The sequence below is a fragment of the Streptomyces broussonetiae genome, from assembly GCF_009796285.1.
GTDB lineage: Bacteria > Actinomycetota > Actinomycetes > Streptomycetales > Streptomycetaceae > Streptomyces > Streptomyces broussonetiae.
Genome location: NZ_CP047020.1, coordinates 2,363,585 through 2,387,964, shown reverse-complemented (window position 1 = coordinate 2,387,964; position 24,380 = coordinate 2,363,585). Strand labels below are relative to the sequence as shown.

Genomic DNA, 24,380 nt, shown 5'->3' with positions numbered 1-24,380 from the left:
GGAGGAAGCCCCCGCACAAGGGCTCTACAGCCAGCCGCGCTGCTTGAACGTGCGGTACAGCAGCACCTCGAACACCGCCATCAGCAGGATCACCGCCGGGTACGCCCACAGCCAGTGCAGCTCCGGCATGTGGTCGAAGTTCATGCCGTAGATACCGGCGATCATCGTGGGGACCGCCGCCATCGCCGCCCACGCGGAGATCTTGCGCATGTCGTCGTTCTGCCGGACGCTCATCTGCGCCAGATGTGCCGAGAGAATGTCGGACACCAGCCGGTCCAGCGCCTCCACGGAGTCGTTCACACGCAGCAGATGGTCACCCACGTCCCGGAAGAAGGGCCGTGCCTTGTCGTGCACGAAGGGCACCCCGGCGCCGAGCGCTCCGGTGCCGGCCAGCCTGCTCAGCGGCACCGCCAGCGGCCCGGTCGCCCGGCGGAACTCCAACACCTGCCGCTTGAAGGTGTAGATCCGGGACGCGGTGTACCGCGAGCCGCCCCGCTCCGGCTGGAACACCTCCGTCTCCAGCTCCTCCAGGTCGGCCTGCAGCTCCGTGGCCACGTCCAGATAGTGGTCGACCACGGCGTCGGAGATCGCGTACAGCACCGCGGTGGGGCCCTTGTCGAGCATCTCCGGCTCCTCCTCCAGCCGGTGCCGTACGGCGGCCAGCGGCGAGCCCTCGCCGTGGCGCACCGTCACCACGAAGCAGTCCCCGCTGAAGACCATGATCTCGCCGGACGAGACGGCGTCGCTCTCGGCCTCGTAGACGACCGGTTTCAGCACCATGAACAGCGAGTCGTCGTACACCTCCAGCTTTGGCCGCTGATGTGCCTTGAGCGCGTCCTCGACGGCCAGCGGATGCAGGTCGAACTCCCGCGTGACCAGGTCGAACTCGTGCTCCGACGGCTCGTACAGCCCGATCCAGACGAACCCGCCCGCCGCCCGCGCCTCGTCCAGCGCGTCGGACAGGTCCTCCGGGCCTTCGGTGCGGTGCCCGTGCCGGTAGATGGCGCAGTCCACGATCACGGAGCGCATTCTCCCCTCGCCCGGCCACCGGCGCACGCGCTGTTGCGCCTACCCTGGGCCGCATGCCCACGCTGATCCTCGTAAGGCACGGACGTTCCACCGCCAACACCTCCGGCGTGCTCGCCGGGTGGACGCCAGGCGTCACCCTGGACGAGCGGGGCGCCGCTCAGGCCGCCGCGCTGCCCGCGCGGCTCGCGGGCCTGCCGCTCTGCGAGGTCGTCGCCAGCCCGCTGGAGCGCTGTCAGGAGACCGTACGACCGCTGCTCGAAGCCCGCCCGGGACTGCGCCTGAGCACCGACGAGCGGATCGGGGAGTGCCACTACGGCGACTGGTCCGGCCGCAAGCTCGCCGAGCTGAAGGACGAGCCGCTGATGGAGGTCGTCCAGGCCCATCCGTCGGCCGCCGCGTTCCCCGGCGGAGAGTCCCTGCGGGCCATGCAGACCCGCGCCGCCGAGGCCGTACGGGAGTGGAACGTGCGCGTGGAGCGCGATCACGGCGCCGACGCCGTGTATCTCATGTGCTCGCACGGCGACATCATCAAGTCCCTCGTCGCCGACGCCCTCGGGCTCCATCTCGACCTCTTCCAGCGGATCTCCGTGGAGCCCTGTTCCGTCACCGCGATCCGCTACACACGCCTGAGGCCGTACCTGATCCGCCTCGGCGACACCGGGAACTTCGCCTCCCTCGCCCCTCGCGAGGAACCGGGTGACGGACCGGCCGAGGGCGACGCACCGGTCGGGGGTGGTGCGGGCGCACCGTGATCGTCGGCCGCAGTAGGGTGAAGCGATCCACCACAGTCGCGTACCCGCGTGGCCAGCACCGCTGAAACTCTCGAATCCAGGAGACAGGACGTGTCCCGTCAGGTGTTCCTCTACGATCCGCCGGACCGCTTCGTGGCCGGTACGGTCGGACTGCCCGGGCGCCGTACGTTCTTCCTCCAGGCCACGGCAGGTTCCCGGGTGACCAGCGTGGCCCTGGAGAAGACCCAGGTCGCCGCGCTCGCCGAGCGCATGGACGAGCTGCTCGACGAGGTCGTGCGGCGCAGCGGCGGCAGCGCGGCCGTCCCCGCCATGGCGCCCGCCGAGATCGCCGACACCGACCCGCTGGACACCCCGGTCGAGGAGGAGTTCCGCGTCGGCACCATGGCGCTGGCCTGGGACGGCGAGGAACAGCGCATGATCGTCGAGGCGCAGGCCCTCGTGGAGCTGGACGCCGACACCGAGGAGGATCTCGCCGAGGCCGAGGAGCGACTGCTCCAGGACGAGGAGAACGGGCCCCCGATGCTGCGGGTCCGGCTGACCGGTGCGCAGGCCCGTGCCTTCGCCAAGCGCGCCCTCGACGTCGTCAACGCCGGGCGGCCGCCGTGTCCGCTGTGCAGCCTCCCGCTCGATCCGGAAGGACACGTATGTCCGCGTCAGAACGGATACCGCCGGGGAGCGTGACGGCCCCCGGCACCGCCGACGCGGAGCTGCTCGCGTGCGGTGAGCTGACCGTTCGCGGCCGGATCCGCGAGGCGTCGAACGCCGCGCTGTTCTGCACGGTCGCCCTCGACGGCCGGGAAGCCTCCTGCGTGTACAAGCCGGTGGCCGGGGAGCGCCCGCTGTGGGACTTCCCCGACGGCACGCTCGCCGGCCGCGAGGTGGCCTCCTACGAGGTCTCCGAGGCCACCGGCTGGGGGCTCGTGCCGCCGACCGTGCTGCGCGACGGCCCGTACGGCGAGGGCATGTGCCAGCTGTGGATCGACGTCCAGGCCGAGGCGGACCTGCTCGCCCTGGTGGACGCCGAGGAACCGGAGCCGGGCTGGAAGGCGGTCGGTCTCGCCGACGTCGGCGAGGGCCGCACCGCGCTGCTCGTGCACGCCGACGACGAGCGGCTGCGCCGGCTCGCCGTCCTGGACGCCGTGATCAACAACGCCGACCGCAAGGGCGGCCATCTGCTGCCCACCACAGGCGGCCGGCTCTACGGCATCGACCACGGCGTCACCTTCAACGTCGAGAACAAGCTGCGCACGCTGCTGTGGGGCTGGGCGGGGGAGCCGCTGACCGCGGAGGCCGTAGGCGTCCTGCAGGGCCTGCGGGAGGGCCTGGGCGGGCCGCTGGGCGGGCGGCTCGGCGGACTGATCACCCCGGCCGAGATCGACGCCACACGCGCGCGTGTCGAGGCGTTGCTCACCTCGGGGGTGCACCCGGAGCCGAGCGGGGAGTGGCCCGCGATCCCCTGGCCGCCGGTGTGAGCACACCGGCCGCGGACGCGCAAGAGCGTCCCACCGGCCATCCGGCTCGATCCCGTTCGTATAGGCAGCTCGTGGCCGGGTTAGGCTCATGTACATGCATGCCTGGCCCGCTTCCGAGGTCCCCGCCCTGCCTGGTCAGGGCCGCGACCTGAGGATCCACGACACCGCGACCGGCGGCCTCGTCACCCTCGACCCCGGTCCCGTCGCCCGTATCTACGTCTGCGGCATCACCCCGTACGACGCGACCCACATCGGTCACGCGGCGACCTACAACGCGTTCGACCTCGTTCAGCGCGTGTGGCTCGACACCAAGCGGCAGGTTCACTACGTCCAGAACGTCACCGACGTCGACGATCCGCTCCTCGAGCGCGCGGAGCGGGACGGCGTCGACTGGGTCGCCCTCGCCGAGAAGGAGACGGCCCTGTTCCGCGAGGACATGACGGCTCTGCGGATGCTCCCGCCCCAGCACTACATAGGCGCCGTCGAGGCGATACCCGGCATCGTCCCGCTCGTGGAGCGGCTGCGCGAGATAGGCGCGGCCTACGAGCTGGAGGGTGACATCTACTTCTCCGTCGAGTCCGATCCGAACTTCGGCAAGGTCTCCAACCTCGACGCGGCCGCGATGCGGCTGCTGTCCGCCGAGCGCGGCGGCGACCCGGACCGTCCGGGCAAGAAGAACCCGCTCGACCCGATGCTGTGGATGGCGGCCCGCGAGGGCGAGCCCAGCTGGGACGGCCGCTCCCTCGGCCGGGGCCGGCCCGGCTGGCACATCGAGTGCGTGGCCATCGCCCTCGACCACCTCGGCATGGGCTTCGACGTCCAGGGCGGCGGCTCCGACCTCGCCTTCCCGCACCACGAGATGGGCGCCTCGCACGCCCAGGTGCTCACCGGCGAGTTCCCCATGGCCAAGGCGTACGTCCACGCCGGCATGGTCGCCCTGCACGGCGAGAAGATGTCGAAGTCCAAGGGCAACCTGGTCTTCGTCTCGAAGCTGCGCCGCGAGGGCGTCGACCCGGCCGCGATCCGGCTCGCCCTGCTGGCCCACCACTACCGCGCCGACTGGGAGTGGACCGACCAGGTCCTCCAGGACGCCGTGGCTCGCCTCGGCCGCTGGCGCTCCGCCGTCTCCCGGCCCGACGGTCCGTCCGCCGACGCGCTCGTCGAGGAGATCCGTGAGGCTCTCGCGAACGACCTCGACGCACCCGCCGCGCTGGTTGCCGTGGACCGCTGGGTGCAGCGGCAGGAGCAGGAGGGCGGCACGGACACCGGTGCCCCCGGGCTGGTGACGCGAGCGGTGGACGCGCTGCTGGGAGCGGCGATCTAGTTCGTCCGCTCCGGAACACGCCGGCTCCGGAACACCCCGGGAAACGCCGAAAAACGCCGGAACACAGCAGAAGGGGCGGTACGCGTCAGGCGTACCGCCCCTTCTGCTGTGCCCTCTGCTGCGCTTTCCGCTACTCCTCGGAGTCCTCGTCGTCCTCGGAACCGCCGGCGGCATCCGGCTTCGGCGGTTTCGGCGGACGCGGCTTCCCGCCGGGGTTGTCCCGCAGCCAGGAGCCCGTGTCCGTGCCGTCCGCCGTGGCGTGGCCGCCCGGCGGGCTGACGTCCCTGCGCCGCAGGTACCGCTCGAACTCGCGGGCGATCGCCTCACCGGACGCCTCCGGCAGCTCGGCGGTGTCCCGGGCCTCCTCCAGCGTCTGCACGTACTCGGCGACCTCGCTGTCCTCCGCGGCCAGCTGGTCCACGCCCACCTGCCAGGCACGCGCGTCCTCGGGCAGCTCGCCCTGCGGGATGCGCAGGTCCAGCAGGTCCTCCAGCCGGTTGAGCAGCGCCAGCGTGGCCTTGGGGTTGGGCGGCTGGGAGACGTAGTGCGGGACGGCCGCCCACAGCGACACCGCCGGGACGCCCGCGTGCGTGCACGCCTCCTGCAGGACGCCGACGATGCCCGTCGGGCCCTCGTACTTGGTCTCCTCCAGGTCCATCCGCTGGGCCAGGTCCGGGTCGGACGTGACCCCGCTGACCGGCACCGGACGCGTGTGCGGGGTGTCACCGAGCAGGGCGCCCAGGATGACCACCAGCTCCACGCCCAGCTCGTGCGCGAAGCCCAGCAGCTCGTTGCAGAACGAACGCCAGCGCATGGACGGTTCGATACCGCGGACCAGCACCAGATCACGCGGCTTCTCGCCGCCGACCCTGACCACCGACAGCCTGGTCGTCGGCCATGTGATCTTGCGCACTCCGCCGTCCATGAACACCGTGGGGCGGTTCACCTGGAAGTCGTAGTAGTCCTCGGCGTCCAGCGCCGCGAACACCTCGCCCTTCCACTCGCGTTCCAGATGCGCGACCGCCGTGGAGGCGGCGTCGCCGGCATCGTTCCAGCCCTCGAACGCGGCCACCATGACTGGGTCGATCAGCTCGGGAACCCCCTCCAGCTCGATCACCCAGTGCCTCCTTCCGACGTGCCCTCGCCTGACTCACCAACCTTACGGCGTCCGGCGGGGGCGCCCGCAGCCCCCTTGCACGGGGGAGTGAACGGATCACTGCCCCGATCGTCAGTGCGGAACACCCTCGGCCGACCGGGACCTCACAGCGTGCTGCGGAGCCACTGCTCCACGCTCGCGATGTGCACGGTGGCCCAGGAGCGGGCCGCCTCCGCGTCCCGGTCGCGCAGCGCGGCCAGGATCGCCCGGTGCTCGCGCAGCGTGCGGCCGACCGCGTCCTCCTGGGTGAGACCCCGCCAGATCCGCGCCCGCGTGGTCGGCCCCGACAGACCGTCCAGCAGCGAGCACAGCACCGAGTTGCCCGCGCCGCGCACGATGCCGCGATGGAACTCCAGGTCGGCGGCGACCAGTTCCTCCACCGAGGGCTCGGCGCCCAGCACGTCCAACTGGGCCGACAGCGCGTCCAGTTGCTGCTCGCTGATCCGGAAGGCCGCCATCGCCGTCGCGGCCGGCTCCAGGATCCGGCGCACCGCCAGGAACTCCAGCACGGTGTCGTCGCGGTGGAAGTCCACGACGAAGCTCAGTGCCTCCAGCAGCAGTTGTGGATCGAGGCTGGTGACATAGGTGCCGTCGCCCTGGCGCACGTCCAGGATCCGGATCAGCGACAGAGCCCGTACGGCCTCCCGCAGCGAGTTGCGGGACAGGCCGAGTTCGGCGGCCAGTTCGCTCTCCTTGGGCAGCCGGTCGCCGGGGCGCAGTGCACCGGAGACGATCATGCCCTTGATCTTCTCGATCGCCTCGTCGGTGACTGCCATGACCGGCCTCCTGTCGCCCGCACCCCGCGCCCCATGCGCTCAGACATCGGATGTCTCAGCACATTATGCGGGCCCTTCCTGAGGCCGTTCGGGTGAGCGCGAGACGGCGTCGAGCACCGCCCGCTCGTCCAGCGTGAGCAGGCGCCGGTCGCGCATCAGCACCCGGCCGTCCACCACCGTGTCCCGTACGTCCGCCGCCTGCGCCGTGTACGCCAGCGTCGACCAGGGGTCGTGCGCCGGGCGCAGGTGTGGTGCGTCCAGGTCGAGCACGACCATGTCGGCCCGCTTGCCCGGCTCCAGTGAGCCCAGGTGGTCGCCCAGGCCCAGCGCCCGGGCGCCCCCGATCGTCGCCATCCGCACGGCCTGCTCGGCGCCGACCGCCGTGGGGTCGCCGTCCGCCTTGTGCACCAGCGCCGCGAGCCGCACCGCGCCCAGCACGTCCAGCGTGTTGGAGCTGACGGCCCCGTCCGTGCCCAGGCCCACGGTGACACCCGCACCCAGCAGCTGCGGGACCGGGGCGATCCCGCAGCCGAGCTTCAGGTTGGAGACCGGGCAGTGGGCGACCGCCGTGCCCGTGCGGGCCAGGGCGGCGATCTCCGGACCGGTCAGATCGACGGCGTGGGCGAGCACGACGTCCGGGCCGAGCAGGCCGAGCGAGTCCAGCAGTTCGACCGGTCGTCTGCCCTGCCGGCTCACGACGGTGGCCACCTCGGCGGCGTTCTCGGCCGCGTGCACATGCAGCAGCGCGCCGAACTCCCGGGCCAGGGCTGCCACTTCGGTGAGCTGGGCGGGGGAGAGGGTGTAGGTGGAGTGGGCGAACAGGGCCGGCCGGTGCCCGGGCCGGCCCGGGCCGCGCCGCTCGAGGTCCCGGCGGGCCCAGGCGATCCGGTCCGCGTAGGCGCGGCCGTCGGGCGAGGCCGGGACGTCGATGAACGTCGGCCCGGCGAACAGGCGCCAGCCCGCCTCGCGGGCCGCGCTCTCGGCCGCCTCGTGGAACCAGTACATGTCGAGCGCCGAGGTCACCCCGGCCCGTACGCTCTCGGCGATCGCGAGCCGCACGGCCGCCGCGACGGTGTCCGGCGCCAGCTGCTCGCTCTCCCACTTGAGCACCCGCCCCAGGAACCCCTGGAGGGTGACGTCGTCGGCGCTGCCGCGCAGCAGGGTCATCGCGAGGTGGGTGTGGCTGTTGACGAGCCCGGGCAGGACGAGACAGCCGGAGGCGTCAACGCACTCCTTCGCCGTGAACCCCGTGCGCAGCTCCTCGGCGGCCCCGACGGCGACGATCTCGCCCTCCCGCACGGCGACCGCCCCGTCCGCCACGACCGTTCCGGCCGCGTCCACGGTGAGGACCGTACCGCCGTGCACCAGCAGGTCGACGTTCATGCCACGTCCCCCTCGGCCAGCAGCCGCAGCGCCTGCAGACAGACGACGGCACCCCGCTCGACACCGGCCGCGACGACCTCCCGGTGCGGATCGTAGGCACCGGTCGACAACGGTGTGTCCCGGTCGGCCAGTTCGTCGGCGTTGACCCCGTCGATGACCACGGCCCCGCCTGCGACCAGCCCCCGCAGCGAGGCCGTGACCAGCAGTGCCGACAGCTCCATCTCGATCGCGGCGAGCCCGGCGCCCCGGTAGGAGAACAGCGGGATCAGCCCCGGCTGGAAGGCGGCCCGCGTCCAGACCACCCCCCGGTGATGCGGGACTTGTGCCGCGCGCGCCGCCCGCTGGAGCGCGAGCACCGCCTCGGGCGCCGAGTACGCCGGGTACTCCGGCGGCAGCAGCTGCTGGGTGACCCCGTCGTCCCGTACGGCCGCCTCGGCGACGACCAGGTCCCCGTCGGCGATCCCGGGCCGCATCGCGCCCGCCGTACCGAACCGCAGCATGGTCCGCACCCCGGCGTCGGCCAGCTCCTGGAACAGCAGGACGGCCCCGGGCGCTCCCACCCCGTGCGAGGCGACGGCCACCGGCAGCCCCTGCCAACCGCCGCGGAACACCCGGTACTCGCGCTGGTACGACACCTCCTCGGCGCCGTCGAGCAGCTCGGCCACGGCAGCGGCCCGGGCCGGGTCCCCGACCACGAGCGCGTGCGCCGGCAGCCCGGTGCGCGGCACCCGGGTCACGGGCAGCAGATCCTGTGTCATGCGGTGACTCCAGAAGAGGCGGTACGGCGACTGCGGCGGCCCCACCCCCCGGAGGCAGGCCGGCCGCGTGCGCCGGCCCGGGCAGCGGGAACAACGTCACACTACCCAGCGCGACCTGTGCCCACCTGAGGACGGAAAGGGGCGGCCCCACCACGGTGGAGCCGCCCCTTTCCTGCGCCCGACTACTTCTTGTCGAGCAGATCCTGCACCTTGCCCCGGACCTCGTCCGTGGCCAGACCCCGGATCGTCAGCGTCGTACGACGGCGCAGCACGTCGTCCGCCGTCTCGGCCCACTCGTGGTCACGGGCCCAGACGACCTGCGCCCAGATCTCCGGTGCGTCGGGGTGCACGCGCTCGGCCAGCTCCGGGTTCTCGTTCGCCAGCCGGGCGATGTCGAAGGCGAGCGACCCGTAGTGCGTCGCCAGGTGCTTCGCGGTGTCGGCGGCCATGCGCGGGCCGGGCGCCGGGTGGTCGACCAGCAACCGGTGCGCGACCGCGCGCGGGTTGGCGACACCGGGCAGCGGCAGCTTCTTCGGCAGCGAGGAGATCGGCTCGAAGTCGTCGCCGAGCGGGTGACCCGGCAGCGCCTCCAGCTTCTTCATGATCGTACGGCCGATGTGCCGGAAGGTGGTCCACTTGCCGCCCGCGACGGACAGCATGCCGCCCCTGCCCTCGGTCACCACGGTCTCGCGCTTGGCCTTGGCGGTGTCGCCGGGGCCGCCCGGCAGCACGCGCAGACCGGCGAAGGCGTAGGTGATCAGGTCACGCTGGAGCTGCTGGTCCCGGACGGAGAACGCGGCCTCGTCCAGGATCTGGGCTATGTCGTTGTCGTTGACGGCGACGTCGGCCGGGTCGCCCTCGTACTCCTCGTCGGTGGTGCCGAGCAGGAGCATGTCCTCCCAGGGGAGGGCGAAGGTGATGCGGTACTTGTCGATCGGGGTCGCGAGCGCGGCCTTCCACGGGGCGGTGCGCTTGAGGACCAGGTGCGCGCCCTTGGACAGGCGGATGGACGGGGCCGCGTTCGGGTCCTCCATCCGGCGCAGGTGGTCGACCCAGGGGCCGGTCGCGTTGAGCACCAGGCGGGCGTTCACGCCGAACTCCTCGCCGGAGACCGCGTCCTTCAGCTCGGCACCGGTGACCCGGCCCTTGGTGAAGCGCAGGCCGGTGACCTGGGCGTGGTTGAGGACGACCGCGCCCGCCTCGGCGGCCGCGCGGACCGTCATCAGCGCCATGCGCGCGTCGTTCATCTGGTCGTCGCCGTACACGGCCACGGCCTTGAGGTTCTCGGTGCGCAGCTCGGGCACGTCCTGCGCCGCCTTGGCGGGGGAGAGCAGGTGGCCGACGCCGTCGCCGAACGCGGAGAGCGCGGAGTAGGCGAAGACGCCCGCGCCGAGCTTCGCCGCGCCGTGCGGCCCGCCCTTGTACACGGGGAGGTAGAAGGTGAGCGGGTTCGCCAGGTGGGGGGCCACCTGGCGGGAGACCGCACGGCGCTCGAAGTGGTTCTCCGCCACCAGCTTCACCGCGCCGGTCTGCAGGTAGCGCAGACCGCCGTGGAGCAGCTTGGAGGAGGCGGAGGAGGTGGCACCGGCGAAGTCGCCGGCGTCGACCAGCGCCACCCTGAGCCCGGACTGTGCGGCGTGCCAGGCGGTGGAGATGCCCAGGATGCCGCCGCCGATCACAAGAAGGTCGTACGACGCCTTGGAGAGCTGCTCCCTGGTCTCGGCACGGCTCGGGTTGGAGCCGGAGGCCGGGTGCGTCCCCAGGGCAGGCACGGACAGGGTGGACTGACTGGTCATGTCGGGTACTTACTCCTCGTCAGAGCTGGTCTGCGGGGCAGCTCAGCTCTCGTCCTCGATCCAGCCCATGGTCCGGTCGACGGCCTTGAGCCAGTTCTTGTACTCACGGTCGCGGGTCTCCGCGTCCATGCGGGGGGTCCACTCGGCGGCCCGGCGCCAGTTGGCGCGCAGCTCGTCGGTGCTGGACCAGAAGCCGACGGCGAGACCGGCGGCGTAGGCGGCGCCGAGGCAGGTGGTCTCCGCGACCATCGGGCGCACCACGGGCGCGTCCAGGACGTCGGAGAGCGTCTGCATCAGCAGGTTGTTGGCGGTCATGCCACCGTCGACCTTGAGGGCCACCAGCTCGTCGCCGGAGTCCTTGACCATGGCGTCGGCGATCTCCCGGGTCTGCCAGGCGGTGGCCTCCAGGACGGCGCGCGCGAGGTGCGCCTTGGTGACGTACCTGGTCAGACCGGCGATCACACCGCGGGCGTCGGAGCGCCAGTGCGGGGCGAACAGGCCCGAGAAGGCCGGCACGAAGTAGGCACCACCGTTGTCCTCGACCGAGAGCGCGAGGGTCTCGATCTCGGCGGCGGTGGAGATGAGGCCCATCTGGTCGCGCATCCACTGCACCAGCGAGCCGGTGACGGCGATCGAGCCCTCCAGGGCATAGACCGTCTTCTGGTCGCCGATCTTGTAACCGACGGTGGTCAGCAGGCCGGCGTAGGAGTTGATGATCTTGTCGCCGGTGTTCATCACCATGAAGGTGCCGGTGCCGTAGGTCGACTTGGTCTCGCCCTCGGCGAAGCAGCACTGGCCGAACAGGGCCGCCTGCTGGTCGCCGAGCGCGGAGGCGACCGGGATGCCGCCGAGCAGCTCGCCGAGCCTGCCGCCGGTGACCTCGCCGTAGACCTCGGCGGAGGAGCGGATCTCGGGCAGGATCTGCAGCGGCACGCCGATGGACTCGGCGATCTTCTCGTCCCACTCCATCGTGTGCAGGTTCATGAGAAGAGTGCGGGAGGCGTTGGTGACGTCGGTGACGTGGCGGCCGCCGTTGGTACCGCCGGTCAGGTTCCAGATGACCCAGGTGTCCATGGTGCCGAAGAGGATGTCGCCGGCCTCGGCGCGCTCCTTCAGGCCCTCGACGTTGTCCAGCAGCCAGCGGGCCTTGGGCCCGGCGAAGTACGAGGCCAGCGGCAGGCCGGTCTCGCGGCGGAAACGGTCCTGGCCGACGTTGCGGCCCAGCTCCCGGCACAGGGCGTCGGTGCGGGTGTCCTGCCAGACGATGGCGTTGTAGACGGGCTCACCGGTGTTCTTGTCCCACAGCACGGTGGTCTCGCGCTGGTTGGTGATGCCGATGGCCTTGATGTCGTCACGGGTGATGCCGGCCTTGGCGATGGCCCCGGCGACGACTTCCTGGACGTTGGTCCAGATCTCGTTGGCGTTGTGCTCGACCCAGCCCGGCTTGGGGAAGATCTGCTCGTGCTCCTTCTGGTCGACGGAGACGATACGGCCGTCGCGGTCGAAGACGATGCAGCGCGAGGAGGTGGTGCCCTGGTCGATGGCGGCGATGAACGGGCCTGCGGTGTGGGCGTCGGTCACTGTGTACTCCTGAAAGATCCGTGGTGAGGGGCGATACGTACGGCGCGTGTCTGCGGATTCAGCGGGGCTGCTTCCTAAGCGAACGCGACGTTGTAGATGCCTGCAGCGATCGCGCCGCCGATCAGCGGACCGACCACCGGGATCCAGGCGTAGCTCCAGTCGGAACCGCCCTTGTTGGGCAGCGGCAGAAGGGCGTGCACGATGCGCGGGCCCAGGTCACGGGCCGGGTTGATCGCGTAGCCCGTCGGGCCGCCGAGGGAGAGACCGATCGACACCACCACGAGCGCGGTGACCAGACCGCCGAGGACGCCGAGGCCGTTGCCCTTGTCATTGAGGCCCTGAGTGAGGACCGCGAGGATCAGTACGACAGTGCCGATGATCTCCGTCGCGAGGTTCTGCGCCGCGTTCCGGATCTCCGGACCGGTGGAGAAGATACCGAGGACCGGGCCGGCACCCTGCTCCTCGGCCTCGACCGCCTTGGCCGTGGTGGCCTGTGCGCCCGGACCGCCGACGATCTCCTTGTCGGTCAGGTGGGCGTGGAACTGGCCGTAGTAGGCGACCCACACCAGGGCCGCGCCGATCATCGCGCCGAGCAGCTGGCCGGCGAGATAGACCGGGACGTTGCTCCAGTCGCTGTTCTTGATGGCCAGGGCGATGGTGACGGCCGGGTTGAGGTGCGCTCCGGACAGGGGTCCGGAGATGTACACGGCCGTCATGACGGCGAAGCCCCACCCGAAGGCGATGGCGAGCCAACCGGCGTTACGGGCCTTGGAGGCCTTCAGCGTGACGGCCGCACAGACGCCGCCGCCGAGCAGGATGAGTATGGCGGTACCGATGGTCTCGCCGATGAAGATGTCGGAGCTGGACACCCGCGACTCCTTTGTCCTTCGTCCAGGGGTAACCGAACCCCGGGTCCCTCCGGGAGTTCTGGCGCCCTCGGGGGTGAGAGCGATGCCGGCCCTTGGCGTTGTCACACTCTAGCGCGTATTGCCGGTAGGTGTTCGACAATGCCGACCGATGGACGGGAGTCTGCTTCGGCGTTACGCACGCGTCAAGGGTTCTGTTATCGAAAACAGGATCGTTATTGATCGATTCCGGTTATCTCTCATCGCGCACCGACACGGGTGCTGGCGCGGGTTGTCGCCCGATATGTCCACTTCAGGGTAGGGCGGGAACCGGAACGCCGCCCGGCGTCCCGGTCAACTCCCAGCAGTGCGCCCGGCGCTCAGAACCGTCCCGCGCCCAGGTCCCGGGAGACCGCGCGGGCGCAGTCGCGCACCGCCGCGATCAGCTCGGGACGCAGCTCGCCGTCCCGGCGCAGGCGCTCCACGGCGCCGGTGATGCCGACGGCGCCCACGGGCATCCGGCGCCGGTCGTGGATGGGTGCGGCGATGGACGCCACGCCCTCCCAGGTCTCCTCCACGTCGGCCGCGTACCCACGCGCGCGCGTGACGTCCAGGAGGTGCTCGAAGTCGTCGTGGCCGCAGATCGTGCGGTCCGTGAAGGGCTTGCGTTCGGTGTCGAGCGCCTCGCTGTGCGCCACCGGGTCGTACGCGGAGAGCACCTTGCCCAGCGCGGTGGAGTGCAGCGGCTGCATGGCGCCGATCTCCAGCACCTGTCGGCTGTCGTCCGGCCGGAAGACGTGGTGCACGATCAGCACGCCCTGCTGGTGCAGGACCCCCAGGTGCACGCTCTCGCCGCTGGAGCGGGCCAGGTCGTCGGTCCACACCAGGGCCCGCGCCCGCAGCTCGTGCACATCCAGATAGGTGGTGCCGAGGCGCAGCAGCTCCGCGCCCAGCTGATACCGCCCGGAGGCCTCGTCCTGTTCCACGAACCCCTCCTGCTGGAGGGTGCGCAAGATGCCGTGGGCGGTGCCCTTGGCGAGGCCCAGTGACGAGGCGATGTCCGACAGGCCCAGTCTCCGCTCGCCGCCCGCGAGCAGCCGCAGCATCGCGGCCGCCCGTTCGAGCGACTGGATGTTCCGTGCCATCGCCGTCCTGCCTCCGTCCCCTTGTGGCTGCCGTCGAACGCGGGGCGCGTCGTCTCTTGGTGCCGACTGTCGTCGTGCGCCGTCCTGAGACGAGCCAATCCAGCGTTCGGCAATGTCGAACACTACCGGTCCATGCCGACCTCTCGCTAATGGTCGGTCGACACCTGTTACATCACACGTGGCCCGGGTGTGGCGCGGGGGCCACCCTCGTCCGCCTCGTGGACGCCGGTGCCCATCCAAGCCGACTCCCGGTTACCCTGACGCCGTGCGGCATCTCCGCCCGTCAGGGAGAAGCCGCATAGCCGACAGCCGTCGCATCTAGGGAGCCCCTTCATGGCCTCGTTGCCACCGTCCCCTTCCGCCGACAGCCGGACCCGTGTGTCCGCGCTCCGAGAGGCGCTCGCCAGCCGTGTGGTGGTCGCCGACGGAGCCATGGGCACCATGCTCCAGGCCCAGGACCCGACCCTGGAGGACTTCCAGCAGCTCGAGGGCTGCAACGAGATCCTCAATCTGACCCGTCCCGACATCGTGCGTTCGGTGCACGAGGCGTACTTCGCGGTCGGGGTCGACTGCGTCGAGACGAACACCTTCGGGGCCAACCACGCGGCGATGGCGGAGTACGACATCGCCGATCGGGTGTACGAGCTGTCCGAGGCCGGCGCCCGCATCGCTCGCGAGACCGCCGACGAGTTCTCCGCCGGGGACGGCCGCCGGCGCTGGGTCCTCGGTTCCATCGGCCCCGGCACCAAGCTGCCCACCCTCGGGCACATCGACTACACCACCCTCCGGGACGGCTTCCAGGCCAACGCGGAGGGGCTGCTGACGGGCGGTGCCGACGCCCTGATCGTGGAGACCACCCAGGACCTCCTCCAGACCAAGGCCTCCGTCCTCGGCGCCCGGCGCGCCATGGAGCGCCTCGGCATCGAGGTGCCGCTGCTGGTGTCCATGGCCTTCGAGACCACCGGCACCATGCTGCTGGGCTCGGAGATCGGTGCGGCGCTGACCGCCCTGGAGCCGCTGGGCATCGACATGATCGGCCTGAACTGCTCCACCGGCCCGGCCGAGATGAGTGAACACCTGCGTCATCTTGCCCGGCACTCGCGTATCCCGCTGCTGTGCATGCCGAACGCCGGCCTGCCCGTCCTGACCAAGGACGGCGCGCACTTCCCGCTCGGCCCCGAGGGGCTGGCCGAGGCCCAGGAGAACTTCGTCCGGGACTACGGCCTCTCGCTCGTGGGTGGCTGCTGTGGTACGACGCCGGAGCATCTGCGTCAGGTGGTCGAGCGGGTGCGTGGTGTCGTTCCGCCGGTGCGGGAGCCGCGTCCGGAGCCGGGGGCTGCTTCCCTTTACCAGTCGGTGCCGTTCCGGCAGGACACCTCGTATCTGGCGATCGGTGAGCGGACGAACGCCAATGGGTCGAAGAAGTTCCGTGAGGCCATGCTGGAGGGCCGCTGGGACGACTGTGTGGAGCTGGCGCGGGAGCAGATCCGTGAGGGCGCGCACATGCTGGATCTGTGTGTGGACTATGTCGGGCGTGACGGTGTGGCCGACATGGAGGAGCTGGCGGGCCGTTTTGCGACCGCGTCCACGTTGCCGGTGGTGCTGGACTCCACCGAGGTCGAGGTGATCCGGGCCGGGCTGGAGAAGCTGGGCGGCCGTGCGGTGATCAACTCGGTGAACTACGAGGACGGTGACGGCCCGGAGTCTCGTTTCGCGCGGGTCACGAGGCTGGCGCAGGAGCATGGTGCGGCGTTGATCGCGCTGACGATCGACGAGGAGGGCCAGGCCCGTACGCCGCAGAAGAAGGTGGAGATCGCGGAGCGGTTGATCGCCGATCTGACGGGGAACTGGGGCATCCGCGAGTCGGACATTCTCATCGACACGCTGACCTTCACGATCTGCACGGGTCAGGAGGAGTCGCGTGGGGACGGTGTCGCGACCATCGAGGCGATCCGGGAGCTCAAGCGCCGTCACCCGGACGTGCAGACCACGTTGGGGCTGTCGAACATCTCCTTCGGTCTCAACCCGGCCGCGCGGATCCTGCTGAACTCGGTCTTTCTCGACGAGTGCGTCAAGGCGGGTCTGGACTCGGCGATCGTGCACGCGTCGAAGATCCTGCCGATCGCCCGGTTCAGCGAGGAGGAGGTACAGACCGCCCTGGACCTGGTCCATGACCGGCGGCGTGAGGGCTATGACCCGCTGCAGAAGCTCATGCAGCTGTTCGAGGGGGCCACGGCGAAGTCGCTGAAGGCGGGCAGGGCCGAGGAGCTGGCGGCGCTGCCGTTGGAGGAGCGGCTCAAGCGGCGGATCGTCGACGGGGAGCGCAACGGGCTCGAGCAGGATCTGGACGAGGCCCTGCGGGAGCGTCCGGCCCTCGACATCGTCAACGAGACGTTGCTGGACGGTATGAAGGTGGTCGGTGAGCTGTTCGGCTCCGGTCAGATGCAGCTGCCGTTCGTCCTGCAGTCCGCCGAGGTGATGAAGGCGGCCGTCGCGCACCTCGAGCCGCACATGGAGAAGTCGGACACCGAGGGCAAGGGCACGATCGTGCTGGCGACCGTGCGCGGTGACGTGCACGACATCGGTAAGAACCTCGTCGACATCATCCTGTCCAACAACGGCTACAACGTCGTCAACCTCGGTATCAAGCAGCCCGTCTCGGCGATCCTGGAGGCTGCCGACGAGCACGACGCCGATGTGATCGGCATGTCCGGCCTGCTGGTCAAGTCCACGGTGATCATGAAGGAGAACCTGGAGGAGCTGAACCAGCGCGGGCTTGCGGCCCGGTTCCCGGTCATCCTGGGCGGTGCCGCCCTGACCCGCGCCTATGTCGAGCAGGACCTGCACGAACTGTACGAGGGCGAGGTCCGCTACGCCCGTGACGCCTTCGAGGGCCTGCGCCTGATGGACGCCCTCATCGGCGTCAAGCGCGGGGTGCCCGGAGCGAAGCTGCCCGAACTCAAGCAGCGCCGGGTGCGGCAGAGCGCCGCCGTCGAGGTCGAGGAGCGGCCCGAGGAGGGCCATGTCCGCTCCGACGTCGCCGTCGACAACCCGGTGCCCGCTCCGCCGTTCTGGGGCACCCGGGTGGTGAAGGGCATCCAGCTCAGGGAGTACGCGAGCTGGCTGGACGAGGGCGCCCTGTTCAAGGGCCAGTGGGGGCTCAAGCAGGCCCGCACCGGCGAGGGGCCGTCGTACGAGGAACTGGTCGAGAGCGAGGGCCGGCCGCGGCTGCGGGGGCTGCTGGACCGGCTGCAGACGGAGAACCTGCTGGAAGCGGCCGTCGTCCACGGCTACTTCCCCTGTGTCTCCAAGGACGACGACCTGATCATCCTGGACGAGCAGGGCAACGAGCGCACCCGGTTCACCTTCCCGCGCCAGCGCCGCGGCCGGCGGCTGTGCCTGGCCGACTTCTTCCGCCCGGAGGAGTCCGGCGAGACCGACGTGGTCGGCCTGCAGGTCGTCACCGTCGGCTCCCGCATCGGCGAGGAGACGGCCAGGCTGTTCGAGGCCAACTCCTACCGTGACTACCTCGAACTGCACGGCCTGTCCGTGCAGCTGGCGGAGGCACTCGCCGAGTACTGGCACGCCCGCGTCCGCAGCGAACTCGGCTTCGCGGGGGAGGACCCGGCCGACATGGAGGACATGTTCGCCCTGAAGTACCGTGGCGCCCGTTTCTCCCTCGGCTACGGCGCCTGCCCCAACCTGGAGGACCGCGCCAAGATCGCCGAGCTGCTGCGGCCCGAGCGGATCGGCGTGCAGCTGTCCGAGGAGTTCCAGCTGCACCCCGAGCAGTCCACCGACGCCATCGTGATCCACCACCCGGAGGCGAAGTACTTCAACGCCCGCTGAGCCCTCCGGCCTGCGCAGGAGTTTCCAGGGGTCCCCCGGCCTCGAGTGGTAAACGAGGCGCTCCGCGCACCGGAGACGTACACTTGTCGGCCCATTGCAGGCCGGTTCCCGCGCGGGAACCGGCCTGCTCGTCCCGCAAGGAGGTGCGTGGATGACCAGCACGGTCCCCGCGCTCGGAACCCGTACGGCCGAAGGCTCGACGTTGCAGGCGGTGCTCCTCGACATGGATGGCACCCTCGTGGACACCGAGGGGTTCTGGTGGGACGTCGAGGTCGAGGTCTTCGCCGCCCTCGGCCACCCCCTGGACGATTCCTGGCGCCATGTCGTGGTCGGCGGCCCGATGACCCGCAGTGCCGGCTTCCTCATCGAGGCCACCGGCGCCGACATCACTCTCGCCGAGCTGACCGTCCTGCTCAACGAGGGCTTCGAGGACCGCATCGGCCGCACCCTGCCGCTGATGCCGGGCGCCGCCCGCCTGCTCGCCGAGCTGCACGAGCAGGCCGTTCCCACGGCGCTGGTCTCGGCCTCCCACCGGCGCATCATCGACCGTGTGCTGACCGTGCTCGGCCCGCACCACTTCGCCCTGTCCGTCGCGGGCGACGAGGTCTCACGCACCAAGCCCTTCCCGGACCCCTATCTGCTCGCCGCGGCGGGGCTGGGTGCGGCACCGGCCCGCTGCGCCGTCGTCGAGGACACCTCGACCGGGGTCGCCGCCGCAGAGGCCGCGGGCTGCCGGGTGGTCGCCGTACCCTCCGTCGCGCCCATCGCGCCCGCCGAGGGGCGCACCGTCGTGACCTCCCTGGAAGAGGTCGACCTGGCATTTCTGCGCGGCCTGATGACGGAAATGCGCTAGCCGTTCACCCAGCGTATAAAGTCCGCCGTTCGCCGGCCCGCAAAGTCCATTGACCGCACTGGACAAATTTCCGGGGAAGTCCACGCGAGTGGAATTCGCGCCAAGCCGCGCGGCTGAATTCTGCTGACTGCCCGCACAGTTGGGGATGTGACGTTCCCCACCCCTGGAGGTCTCGACATTACGGCTCGAGTGTGCTGGCTGGCCCGGTTCGGCGGGGATCGGCGGATCCTTGTGTCCCGATTGGGGGGAGGCTGCACTAATCCTGTCGCTGTCGGTTTTTCGGTGTGTCCGCAGCCGGTTCCACTGCGTGATGACGGGTCAACTCCCGCGGCCGTGAGCCCGGCTGCGAGCGCGGACTAATCTCATCGCGAGAACATCGCCGTATCACCCGTGTTCCGCCGCATCACCCCTGCATGTCGGATACACGGACCGAACTGCTCTGGAGAAACTCCCGCATGAACCGCAAGACTTTGGTGCTGCCGGCGGTCGTCGGCCTGCTCACGCCGGTTCTGGCCGCGTGCGGCGGATCCGGCAGCGGGGGCAAGAGCGGTGACGCCATCGTTGTCGGCACCACGGACCAGTTCACGGCCACCAAGGACGCCCCGGCACCCCTCGACCCGGCCTATGCCTACGACGTCGGCACCTGGAACATCCTGCGCCAGACCCAGCAGACGCTGATGGCCCAGCCCAAGGGCGAGGGCGACCCCGTTCCGGACGCCGCCGAGAGCTGCGGTTTCACCGACAGCGGCAGCGAGCGCTACGCCTGCAAGCTGCGGGACGGCCTGAAGTTCGCGAACGGTGACCCGGTGACCGCCGAGGACGTCAAGTACTCCATCGAGCGCGTCCTGCGCATCAAGTCGGACAGCGGTGTCTCCTCGCTGCTCAACACCATCGACACGGTCGAGACGCAGGGCGACCGTGAGGTCGTCTTCCACCTCAAGACGGCCGACGCCACCTTCCCGTACAAGCTGTCCACCCCGGTCGCGGGCATCGTCGAGCCCAAGGACTACGAGAAGGGCAAGCTGCGCGACGGCTTCTCGGTGGACGGCTCCGGCCCCTACACCTTCCAGGCCGACGTCAAGAACAACTCGATCGTCAGCGCCACCTTCACCAAGAACCCTTCCTACAAGGGCAGCGTGACGGTGAACAACAGCAAGGTCGTGATCCGCTCCTTCGACTCCGCCGACGCCATGGGCGCGGCGATCGACAAGGGCGACATCGACGTCATGACCCGCACCATGACGCCCGCGCAGATCCAGAAGCTGGACGCCGGCAGCGACAGCAAGGTCGACCTCGTCGACATGCCGGGCCTCGAGATCCGCTACCTGGCCTTCAACACCAATGCGCCCAGCGTGAAGTCCAAGGCCGTGCGCCAGGCCATGGCCCAGCTCATCGACCGCGGCGAACTGGTCAACAAGGTCTACGGCACCCAGGCCGAGCCGCTGTACTCGCTCGTCCCGGCCACCATCACCGGCCACTCCAACTCGTTCTTCAACAAGTACGGCAACCCCAGCGCCGCCAAGGCCAAGGACCTGCTCACCAAGGCCGGTATCACCACCCCGGTCAAGATGACCCTGCACTACACCACCGACCACTACGGCGCGGCCACGAAGCAGGAGTTCGAGGACCTGCAGAAGCAGCTCAACAACAGTGGCCTGTTCGACGTCTCCGTCCAGGGCCACCCCTGGACCGAGTTCCGGCCCGCCGAGCAGAAGGGCCGGTACGACGTCTACGGCATGGGCTGGTTCCCCGACTTCCCGGACGCCGACAACTTCCTCGCGCCCTTCCTGGACAAGGACAACTTCCTCGGCTCGCCGTACTCCAACACCACGATCCAGCGCACGCTGATCCCGGAGTCCCGCCGCGAGGCGGACCGGCTCGCCGCCTCCAAGAGCCTGACCGAGATCCAGGACCAGGTCGCCGAGGACGTCCCGATCCTGCCGCTGTGGCAGGGCAAGCAGTACGTGGCCGCACGGGGCGACATCACGGGCACGGCATACGCCCTCAACTCCTCCTCGACACTTCAGCTGTGGGAGCTCGGCCGTGGTGTGAGCGGCTGACGGCTCTCCTCATCCGGGGCCAGGACGGCGCCCCGGGCCCGGGGCCAGGACGCTGGCCCCGGGTGACGGAACCGACGACGAAGGCACATGCAGTGAACATGCGCAACCAGTGGCCGGTCCTGCCCATCGTGGCGGGGCTGGCCTCCGGCCTGTTGACCGGCTGCGGTTCGGGGACCGGTGATTCCGGAGGTACCGGCTCGCCCGTGGTGATGGGGATGTCGGACGACGTCCTCGCCACGGACCCGGCGTCCGGCTACGACCCCGGCTCCTGGCTGTTGTTCGACAACGTCTTCCAGTCGCTGCTCAGCTTCCCCAAGGGAGGCACCGAGCCCCAGCCCGAACTGGCCAAGCAGTGCACGTTCACCGACAGCCGCGCCATGGTCTACCAGTGCGACCTCAAGGACGGCCTGAAGTTCAGCAACGGTGACGCTCTCACCTCCGAGGACGTCAAGTTCTCCTTCGACCGCATGCTCAGGATCAACGACGCTTCGGGGCCCGCGATCATGTTCCCGATGCTCGGCTCGGTCGACACACCGAACGCCAGGACCGTGGTCTTCCGTCTGAAGGTTCCCGACGCCACGTTCCCCAGCAAGCTCGCCTCCGGCGCCGGCTCCATCGTGGACCACAGCCAGTACGACGCGAACGGCCTGCGCAAGGACGGCAAGGCCGTCGGCTCCGGCCCGTACAAGCTGGACTCCTTCGACAAGGACAAGGCCGTCTTCTCGGTCAACGGCAACTACACGGGCACCGCCAAGGTCAAGAACTCCGGCGTCACGCTCAAGTTCTTCCACGGCGACCGCGCCGCCCTGAAGAAGGCCCTCCTCGACGGCAAGATCGACCTCGCCTACCGAGGCCTGTCCGCGTCCGACATCGCCGGTCTCGACCAGCAGGGCGACAGCAACGGCGTGGCCGTCGTCGAGGGCAGCAGCGCCGAGGTCCAGCACCTGGTCTTCAACATGAAGGACCCGGTCGCCGGAAAGCTCGGCGTCCGCAAGGCCATGGCCTACCTCCTCGACCGCGACGCCCTGATCAAGAACGTCTACCAGGGCACCGCGACCCCGCTGTACTCGATCATTCCGGCGGGCATCGTCGGCCACAACACGGCCTTCTTCGACACCTACGGCGCCCGCCCGTCCCAGGCCAAGGCCGCCGCCGCGCTGCACGCCGACGGCGTCAGCGGCAAGGTGAAGCTCACCCTGTGGTCCACGCCGTCGCGTTACGGCCCCGCCACCGACGAGGAGCTGAAGGCCATCGCCGGACAGCTCAACGCCAGCGGCCTGTTCGACGCCGACGTCAAGTCGGTCGCCTTCGACCAGTACGAGAAGGACATCGCCGCCGGCAAGTACGGCGTCTACGTCAAGGGCTGGGTGCCGGACTACCCGGACGCCGACAACTTCACGGCGCCGTTCTTCGGCAAGGGCAACGTGCTGGACAACAACTACAGCAACCCGACCATCACCGGCTCGCTCATCCCCGACACGGCCGCGCAGAGCGACCGCGGCGCCACCGACAAGGACTTCGGCAAGCTGCAGGACATCGTCGCCGCCGAACTTCCCGTCCTGCCCGTGTGGCAGGCCAAGCAGTACGCGGTCGCCCGCGACGGCGTCTACGGCCTGGAGTACTGCCTGGACGCCTCCACGGTGTTCCGGTTCTGGGAACTGAGCAAGAGCTGAGCTACGGACGCACAGGGCGCCGCCTCCTTCAGGGAGGCAGCGCCCTGTGCTGTCGCCGGGTCTACTGCGCGCCGGGGCGCACCAGCCCGCTCTCGTACGCGTACACCGCTGCCTGCACCCGGTCCCTGAGCCCCAGCTTGGTGAGCACATGCCCCACATGGGTCTTCACCGTCGTCTCGCTGACGAACAGATCGGCGGCGATCTCCGCGTTGGACAGCCCGCGCGCCACCAGCTTCAGCACCTCCACCTCGCGGTCGGTGAGGGTGTGCAGGGTGTCCGGCACCGGCTCCTCACCGGAGGGCAGATGCGTGGCGTACTTGTCCAGCAGCCGGCGTGTGATGCTCGGTGCCAGCATCGCCTCGCCGCCCGCGACCACACGGATCGCCTGCACCAGCTCGTTGGCGGGCGCGTCCTTCAGCAGGAAGCCACTGGCGCCGGCGCGCAGCGCCTCCACCACGTACTCGTCGAGGTCGAACGTGGTCAGCACGAGTACCTTCGCCGGGCCGGACCGGTCGGGCCCGGTGATCTGCCGGGTCGCCTCCACCCCGTCCATCCGCGGCATGCGGATGTCCATCAGCACGACGTCCGGCTGCAGGGCCCGTACCTGATCGAGGGCCTGCAGGCCGTCACCGGCCTCGCCCACGACCGCGATGTCCTGCTCGGCCTCCAGGATCATCCGGAAACCCGTACGCAGCAGGGGCTGGTCGTCGACCAGTAGGACGCGGATGGCCACGTGACACTCCTTCGCTAGTCCGGCCCCATTCTGCCCTGCGACCCGGTCCCCGACTCGGCCGCCCTCACCGGCAGCGGATAGGGCGGGGGAGTGCCGCCGAACTCCGGGCAGTGCGCCTGGTGGTCGCACCAGCCGCACAGCTTGGTCCGGCGGGGGCGCCACTCGCCGGTCTCCGTGGCCTGCCGGATGGCGTCCCACAACGCGTGCAGCTTGCGCTCCACCCGCTCCAGGTCGGCGAGGACGGGGTCGTACGTCAGCACGTCTCCGCTGCCGAGATAGACGAGCTGGAGCCGCCGCGGTACGACCTGCTTCAGCCGCCAGACCACGAGGGCGTAGAACTTCATCTGGAACAGCGCGCCCTCGGCGTACTCCGGCCGGGGCGCCTTGCCCGTCTTGTAGTCGACGATCCGCACCTCACCCGTGGGGGCCACGTCGACCCGGTCGATGATGCCGCGCAGCCGCAGCCCCGACTCCAGCTCGGCCTCGACGAACAACTCCCGCTCGGCGGGCTCCAGGCGCGTCGGATCCTCCAGCGTGAACCAGCGCTCCACCAGGTGCTCGGCCTCGTCGAGCCACTGTGCCAGCCGCTCGCCCTCCGGGTCGTCGGCGAACAGCTCGGTCACCTCCGGCCTGCTCTCCCGCAGCCGGTCCCACTGGCCCGGGATCAGCGCCTTGGCGCGTGGCGCGGTCCGCTCCACGGCGGGTGCGTCGAACAGCCGCTCCAGCACGGCGTGCACCAGCGTGCCTCTCGTCGCCGCCTCGCTCGGCTTCTCGGGCAGCCGGTCGATCACCCGGAACCGGTACAGCAGCGGGCACTGCATGAAGTCACCGGCCCGGGAGGGCGACAGGGAGGTGGGCGCCGTGGCGGGCCGCTCGGCCGCCGCGTCCTCGAAGCTGCTGTCCATGCCCACAGACCTTACGGCCCACCACTGACAGTGACCCACCCGCCGGCCGCGCAGACCGCGCGACCGCGCGGCAAACACAAGGGGTGCCGGGGCGAAACGCGCCACCACCGCCGCATACCATCGACCTCAGACCCTTCCGCCCGGCAGGCGCGGAAGACGCTTCGAACGAGGGGACACCGTGGACGTGAGCGGCGGGAGCGGGCAGCCGCGGTCCGGCAATGACGAGCCGACCGAGCACCCCGCAGGTCCTACGGCCCCGGCGACCGGCCCCGCCGACCACCCCGGGCCAG

The 24,380-nt window shown here is 70.3% G+C and carries 19 protein-coding genes; 8 read left to right on the top strand and 11 right to left on the bottom strand.

The annotated features are described in order from the left end of the window. Positions 1-24: 24 nt before the first annotated feature. The gene (gene corA, locus GQF42_RS11020) at positions 25-1,020 is read right to left on the bottom strand and encodes a magnesium/cobalt transporter CorA (RefSeq protein WP_199272643.1); all 996 of its coding nucleotides are present in this window, start codon (positions 1,018-1,020) and stop codon (positions 25-27) included. A gap of 62 nt (positions 1,021-1,082) precedes the next feature. Between corA and GQF42_RS11015 the strand changes: the two genes are divergently transcribed. The 4 genes from GQF42_RS11015 to mshC all read left to right on the top strand — a co-directional run bounded on the left by GQF42_RS11015 (position 1,083) and on the right by mshC (position 4,577). Next, positions 1,083-1,781, top strand: a complete 699-nt coding sequence (locus tag GQF42_RS11015) for a histidine phosphatase family protein (RefSeq protein ID WP_158919449.1) — start codon at positions 1,083-1,085, stop codon at positions 1,779-1,781. Positions 1,782-1,871: 90 nt separating this feature from the next. Beyond that, positions 1,872-2,462 (top strand): DUF3090 domain-containing protein, encoded by a 591-nt coding sequence (locus GQF42_RS11010; RefSeq protein ID WP_158919448.1) that lies wholly within the window; start codon positions 1,872-1,874, stop codon positions 2,460-2,462. Beyond that, positions 2,426-3,253: an SCO1664 family protein gene (locus tag GQF42_RS11005; RefSeq protein WP_199272642.1), complete on the top strand. Its 828-nt coding sequence runs from the start codon at positions 2,426-2,428 to the stop codon at positions 3,251-3,253. Before GQF42_RS11010 ends, GQF42_RS11005 begins: the two co-directional genes overlap by 37 nt. Before the next feature lie 94 nt (positions 3,254-3,347). After that, positions 3,348-4,577, top strand: coding sequence for a cysteine--1-D-myo-inosityl 2-amino-2-deoxy-alpha-D-glucopyranoside ligase (gene mshC / locus GQF42_RS11000; RefSeq protein ID WP_158919447.1), 1,230 nt, complete (start codon positions 3,348-3,350; stop codon positions 4,575-4,577). 130 nt (positions 4,578-4,707) lie between these two features. Here the strand turns inward: mshC and GQF42_RS10995 are convergent, their stop codons facing one another. From GQF42_RS10995 to GQF42_RS10960, 8 genes are all read right to left on the bottom strand, one after another. Next, the gene (locus GQF42_RS10995; RefSeq protein ID WP_158919446.1) at positions 4,708-5,694 is read right to left on the bottom strand and encodes a PAC2 family protein; all 987 of its coding nucleotides are present in this window, start codon (positions 5,692-5,694) and stop codon (positions 4,708-4,710) included. Positions 5,695-5,837: 143 nt separating this feature from the next. Beyond that, positions 5,838-6,509 carry a FadR/GntR family transcriptional regulator gene (locus GQF42_RS10990; RefSeq protein WP_158919445.1) on the bottom strand — a complete coding sequence of 224 codons (672 nt, stop codon included), beginning with the start codon at positions 6,507-6,509 and terminating at the stop codon, positions 5,838-5,840. A gap of 63 nt (positions 6,510-6,572) precedes the next feature. Beyond that, positions 6,573-7,892 carry an amidohydrolase gene (locus GQF42_RS10985; protein ID WP_158919444.1) on the bottom strand — a complete coding sequence of 440 codons (1,320 nt, stop codon included), beginning with the start codon at positions 7,890-7,892 and terminating at the stop codon, positions 6,573-6,575. Further along, on the bottom strand, positions 7,889-8,650 hold the full coding sequence (locus tag GQF42_RS10980) for a phosphorylase family protein (protein WP_158919443.1): 762 nt from the start codon (positions 8,648-8,650) through the stop codon (positions 7,889-7,891). Before GQF42_RS10980 ends, GQF42_RS10985 begins: the two co-directional genes overlap by 4 nt. A 182-nt stretch (positions 8,651-8,832) precedes the next feature. Beyond that, positions 8,833-10,446, bottom strand: a complete 1,614-nt coding sequence (locus GQF42_RS10975) for a glycerol-3-phosphate dehydrogenase/oxidase (RefSeq protein WP_158919442.1) — start codon at positions 10,444-10,446, stop codon at positions 8,833-8,835. Positions 10,447-10,488: 42 nt separating this feature from the next. Continuing rightward, entirely contained in the window at positions 10,489-12,027 is a 1,539-nt protein-coding gene (glpK, locus tag GQF42_RS10970) for a glycerol kinase GlpK (RefSeq protein WP_158919441.1), read from the bottom strand. Positions 12,028-12,101: 74 nt separating this feature from the next. Next, positions 12,102-12,896 (bottom strand): MIP/aquaporin family protein, encoded by a 795-nt coding sequence (locus tag GQF42_RS10965; RefSeq protein ID WP_158919440.1) that lies wholly within the window; start codon positions 12,894-12,896, stop codon positions 12,102-12,104. A 356-nt stretch (positions 12,897-13,252) separates the two neighbouring features. Continuing rightward, complete coding sequence (locus tag GQF42_RS10960) at positions 13,253-14,017, bottom strand: IclR family transcriptional regulator (protein WP_158919439.1); 765 nt, start codon at positions 14,015-14,017, stop codon at positions 13,253-13,255. Positions 14,018-14,350: 333 nt separating this feature from the next. Between GQF42_RS10960 and metH the strand changes: the two genes are divergently transcribed. From metH to GQF42_RS10940, 4 genes are all read left to right on the top strand, one after another. Beyond that, positions 14,351-17,866, top strand: a complete 3,516-nt coding sequence (gene metH, locus GQF42_RS10955) for a methionine synthase (protein ID WP_158919438.1) — start codon at positions 14,351-14,353, stop codon at positions 17,864-17,866. 151 nt (positions 17,867-18,017) lie between these two features. Next, the gene (locus GQF42_RS10950; RefSeq protein WP_158919437.1) at positions 18,018-18,719 is read left to right on the top strand and encodes an HAD family hydrolase; all 702 of its coding nucleotides are present in this window, start codon (positions 18,018-18,020) and stop codon (positions 18,717-18,719) included. Between the two features lie 455 nt (positions 18,720-19,174). Continuing rightward, positions 19,175-20,779, top strand: a complete 1,605-nt coding sequence (locus GQF42_RS10945; RefSeq protein ID WP_158919436.1) for an ABC transporter substrate-binding protein — start codon at positions 19,175-19,177, stop codon at positions 20,777-20,779. A gap of 92 nt (positions 20,780-20,871) precedes the next feature. Further along, positions 20,872-22,452 (top strand): ABC transporter substrate-binding protein, encoded by a 1,581-nt coding sequence (locus tag GQF42_RS10940; protein ID WP_158919435.1) that lies wholly within the window; start codon positions 20,872-20,874, stop codon positions 22,450-22,452. 61 nt (positions 22,453-22,513) lie between these two features. Here GQF42_RS10940 and GQF42_RS10935 read toward each other — a convergent pair whose 3' ends face one another. Together GQF42_RS10935 and GQF42_RS10930 are read right to left on the bottom strand one after the other, a co-directional pair. Beyond that, positions 22,514-23,185, bottom strand: a complete 672-nt coding sequence (locus tag GQF42_RS10935; protein ID WP_158919434.1) for a response regulator — start codon at positions 23,183-23,185, stop codon at positions 22,514-22,516. Positions 23,186-23,199: 14 nt separating this feature from the next. Next, positions 23,200-24,090, bottom strand: coding sequence for a RecB family exonuclease (locus GQF42_RS10930; protein ID WP_158919433.1), 891 nt, complete (start codon positions 24,088-24,090; stop codon positions 23,200-23,202). Positions 24,091-24,380: the final 290 nt, after the last annotated feature.

Bases quoted from the DNA above. Each gene is read 5' to 3' on its own strand.
- GQF42_RS10990 (WP_158919445.1), bottom strand. From the start codon at position 6,509: ATGGCAGTCACCGACGAGGCGATCGAGAAGATCAAGGGCATGATCGTC.
- GQF42_RS10930 (WP_158919433.1), bottom strand. From the start codon at position 24,090: ATGGACAGCAGCTTCGAGGACGCGGCGGCCGAGCGGCCCGCCACGGCG.
- mshC (WP_158919447.1), top strand. From the start codon at position 3,348: ATGCATGCCTGGCCCGCTTCCGAGGTCCCCGCCCTGCCTGGTCAGGGC.
- GQF42_RS10945 (WP_158919436.1), top strand. From the start codon at position 19,175: ATGAACCGCAAGACTTTGGTGCTGCCGGCGGTCGTCGGCCTGCTCACG.
- GQF42_RS10960 (WP_158919439.1), bottom strand. From the start codon at position 14,017: ATGGCACGGAACATCCAGTCGCTCGAACGGGCGGCCGCGATGCTGCGG.
- GQF42_RS11015 (WP_158919449.1), top strand. From the start codon at position 1,083: ATGCCCACGCTGATCCTCGTAAGGCACGGACGTTCCACCGCCAACACC.
- metH (WP_158919438.1), top strand. From the start codon at position 14,351: ATGGCCTCGTTGCCACCGTCCCCTTCCGCCGACAGCCGGACCCGTGTG.
- GQF42_RS10975 (WP_158919442.1), bottom strand. From the start codon at position 10,446: ATGACCAGTCAGTCCACCCTGTCCGTGCCTGCCCTGGGGACGCACCCG.
- GQF42_RS10980 (WP_158919443.1), bottom strand. From the start codon at position 8,650: ATGACACAGGATCTGCTGCCCGTGACCCGGGTGCCGCGCACCGGGCTG.
- GQF42_RS11005 (WP_199272642.1), top strand. From the start codon at position 2,426: ATGTCCGCGTCAGAACGGATACCGCCGGGGAGCGTGACGGCCCCCGGC.
- GQF42_RS10985 (WP_158919444.1), bottom strand. From the start codon at position 7,892: ATGAACGTCGACCTGCTGGTGCACGGCGGTACGGTCCTCACCGTGGAC.
- GQF42_RS10950 (WP_158919437.1), top strand. From the start codon at position 18,018: ATGACCAGCACGGTCCCCGCGCTCGGAACCCGTACGGCCGAAGGCTCG.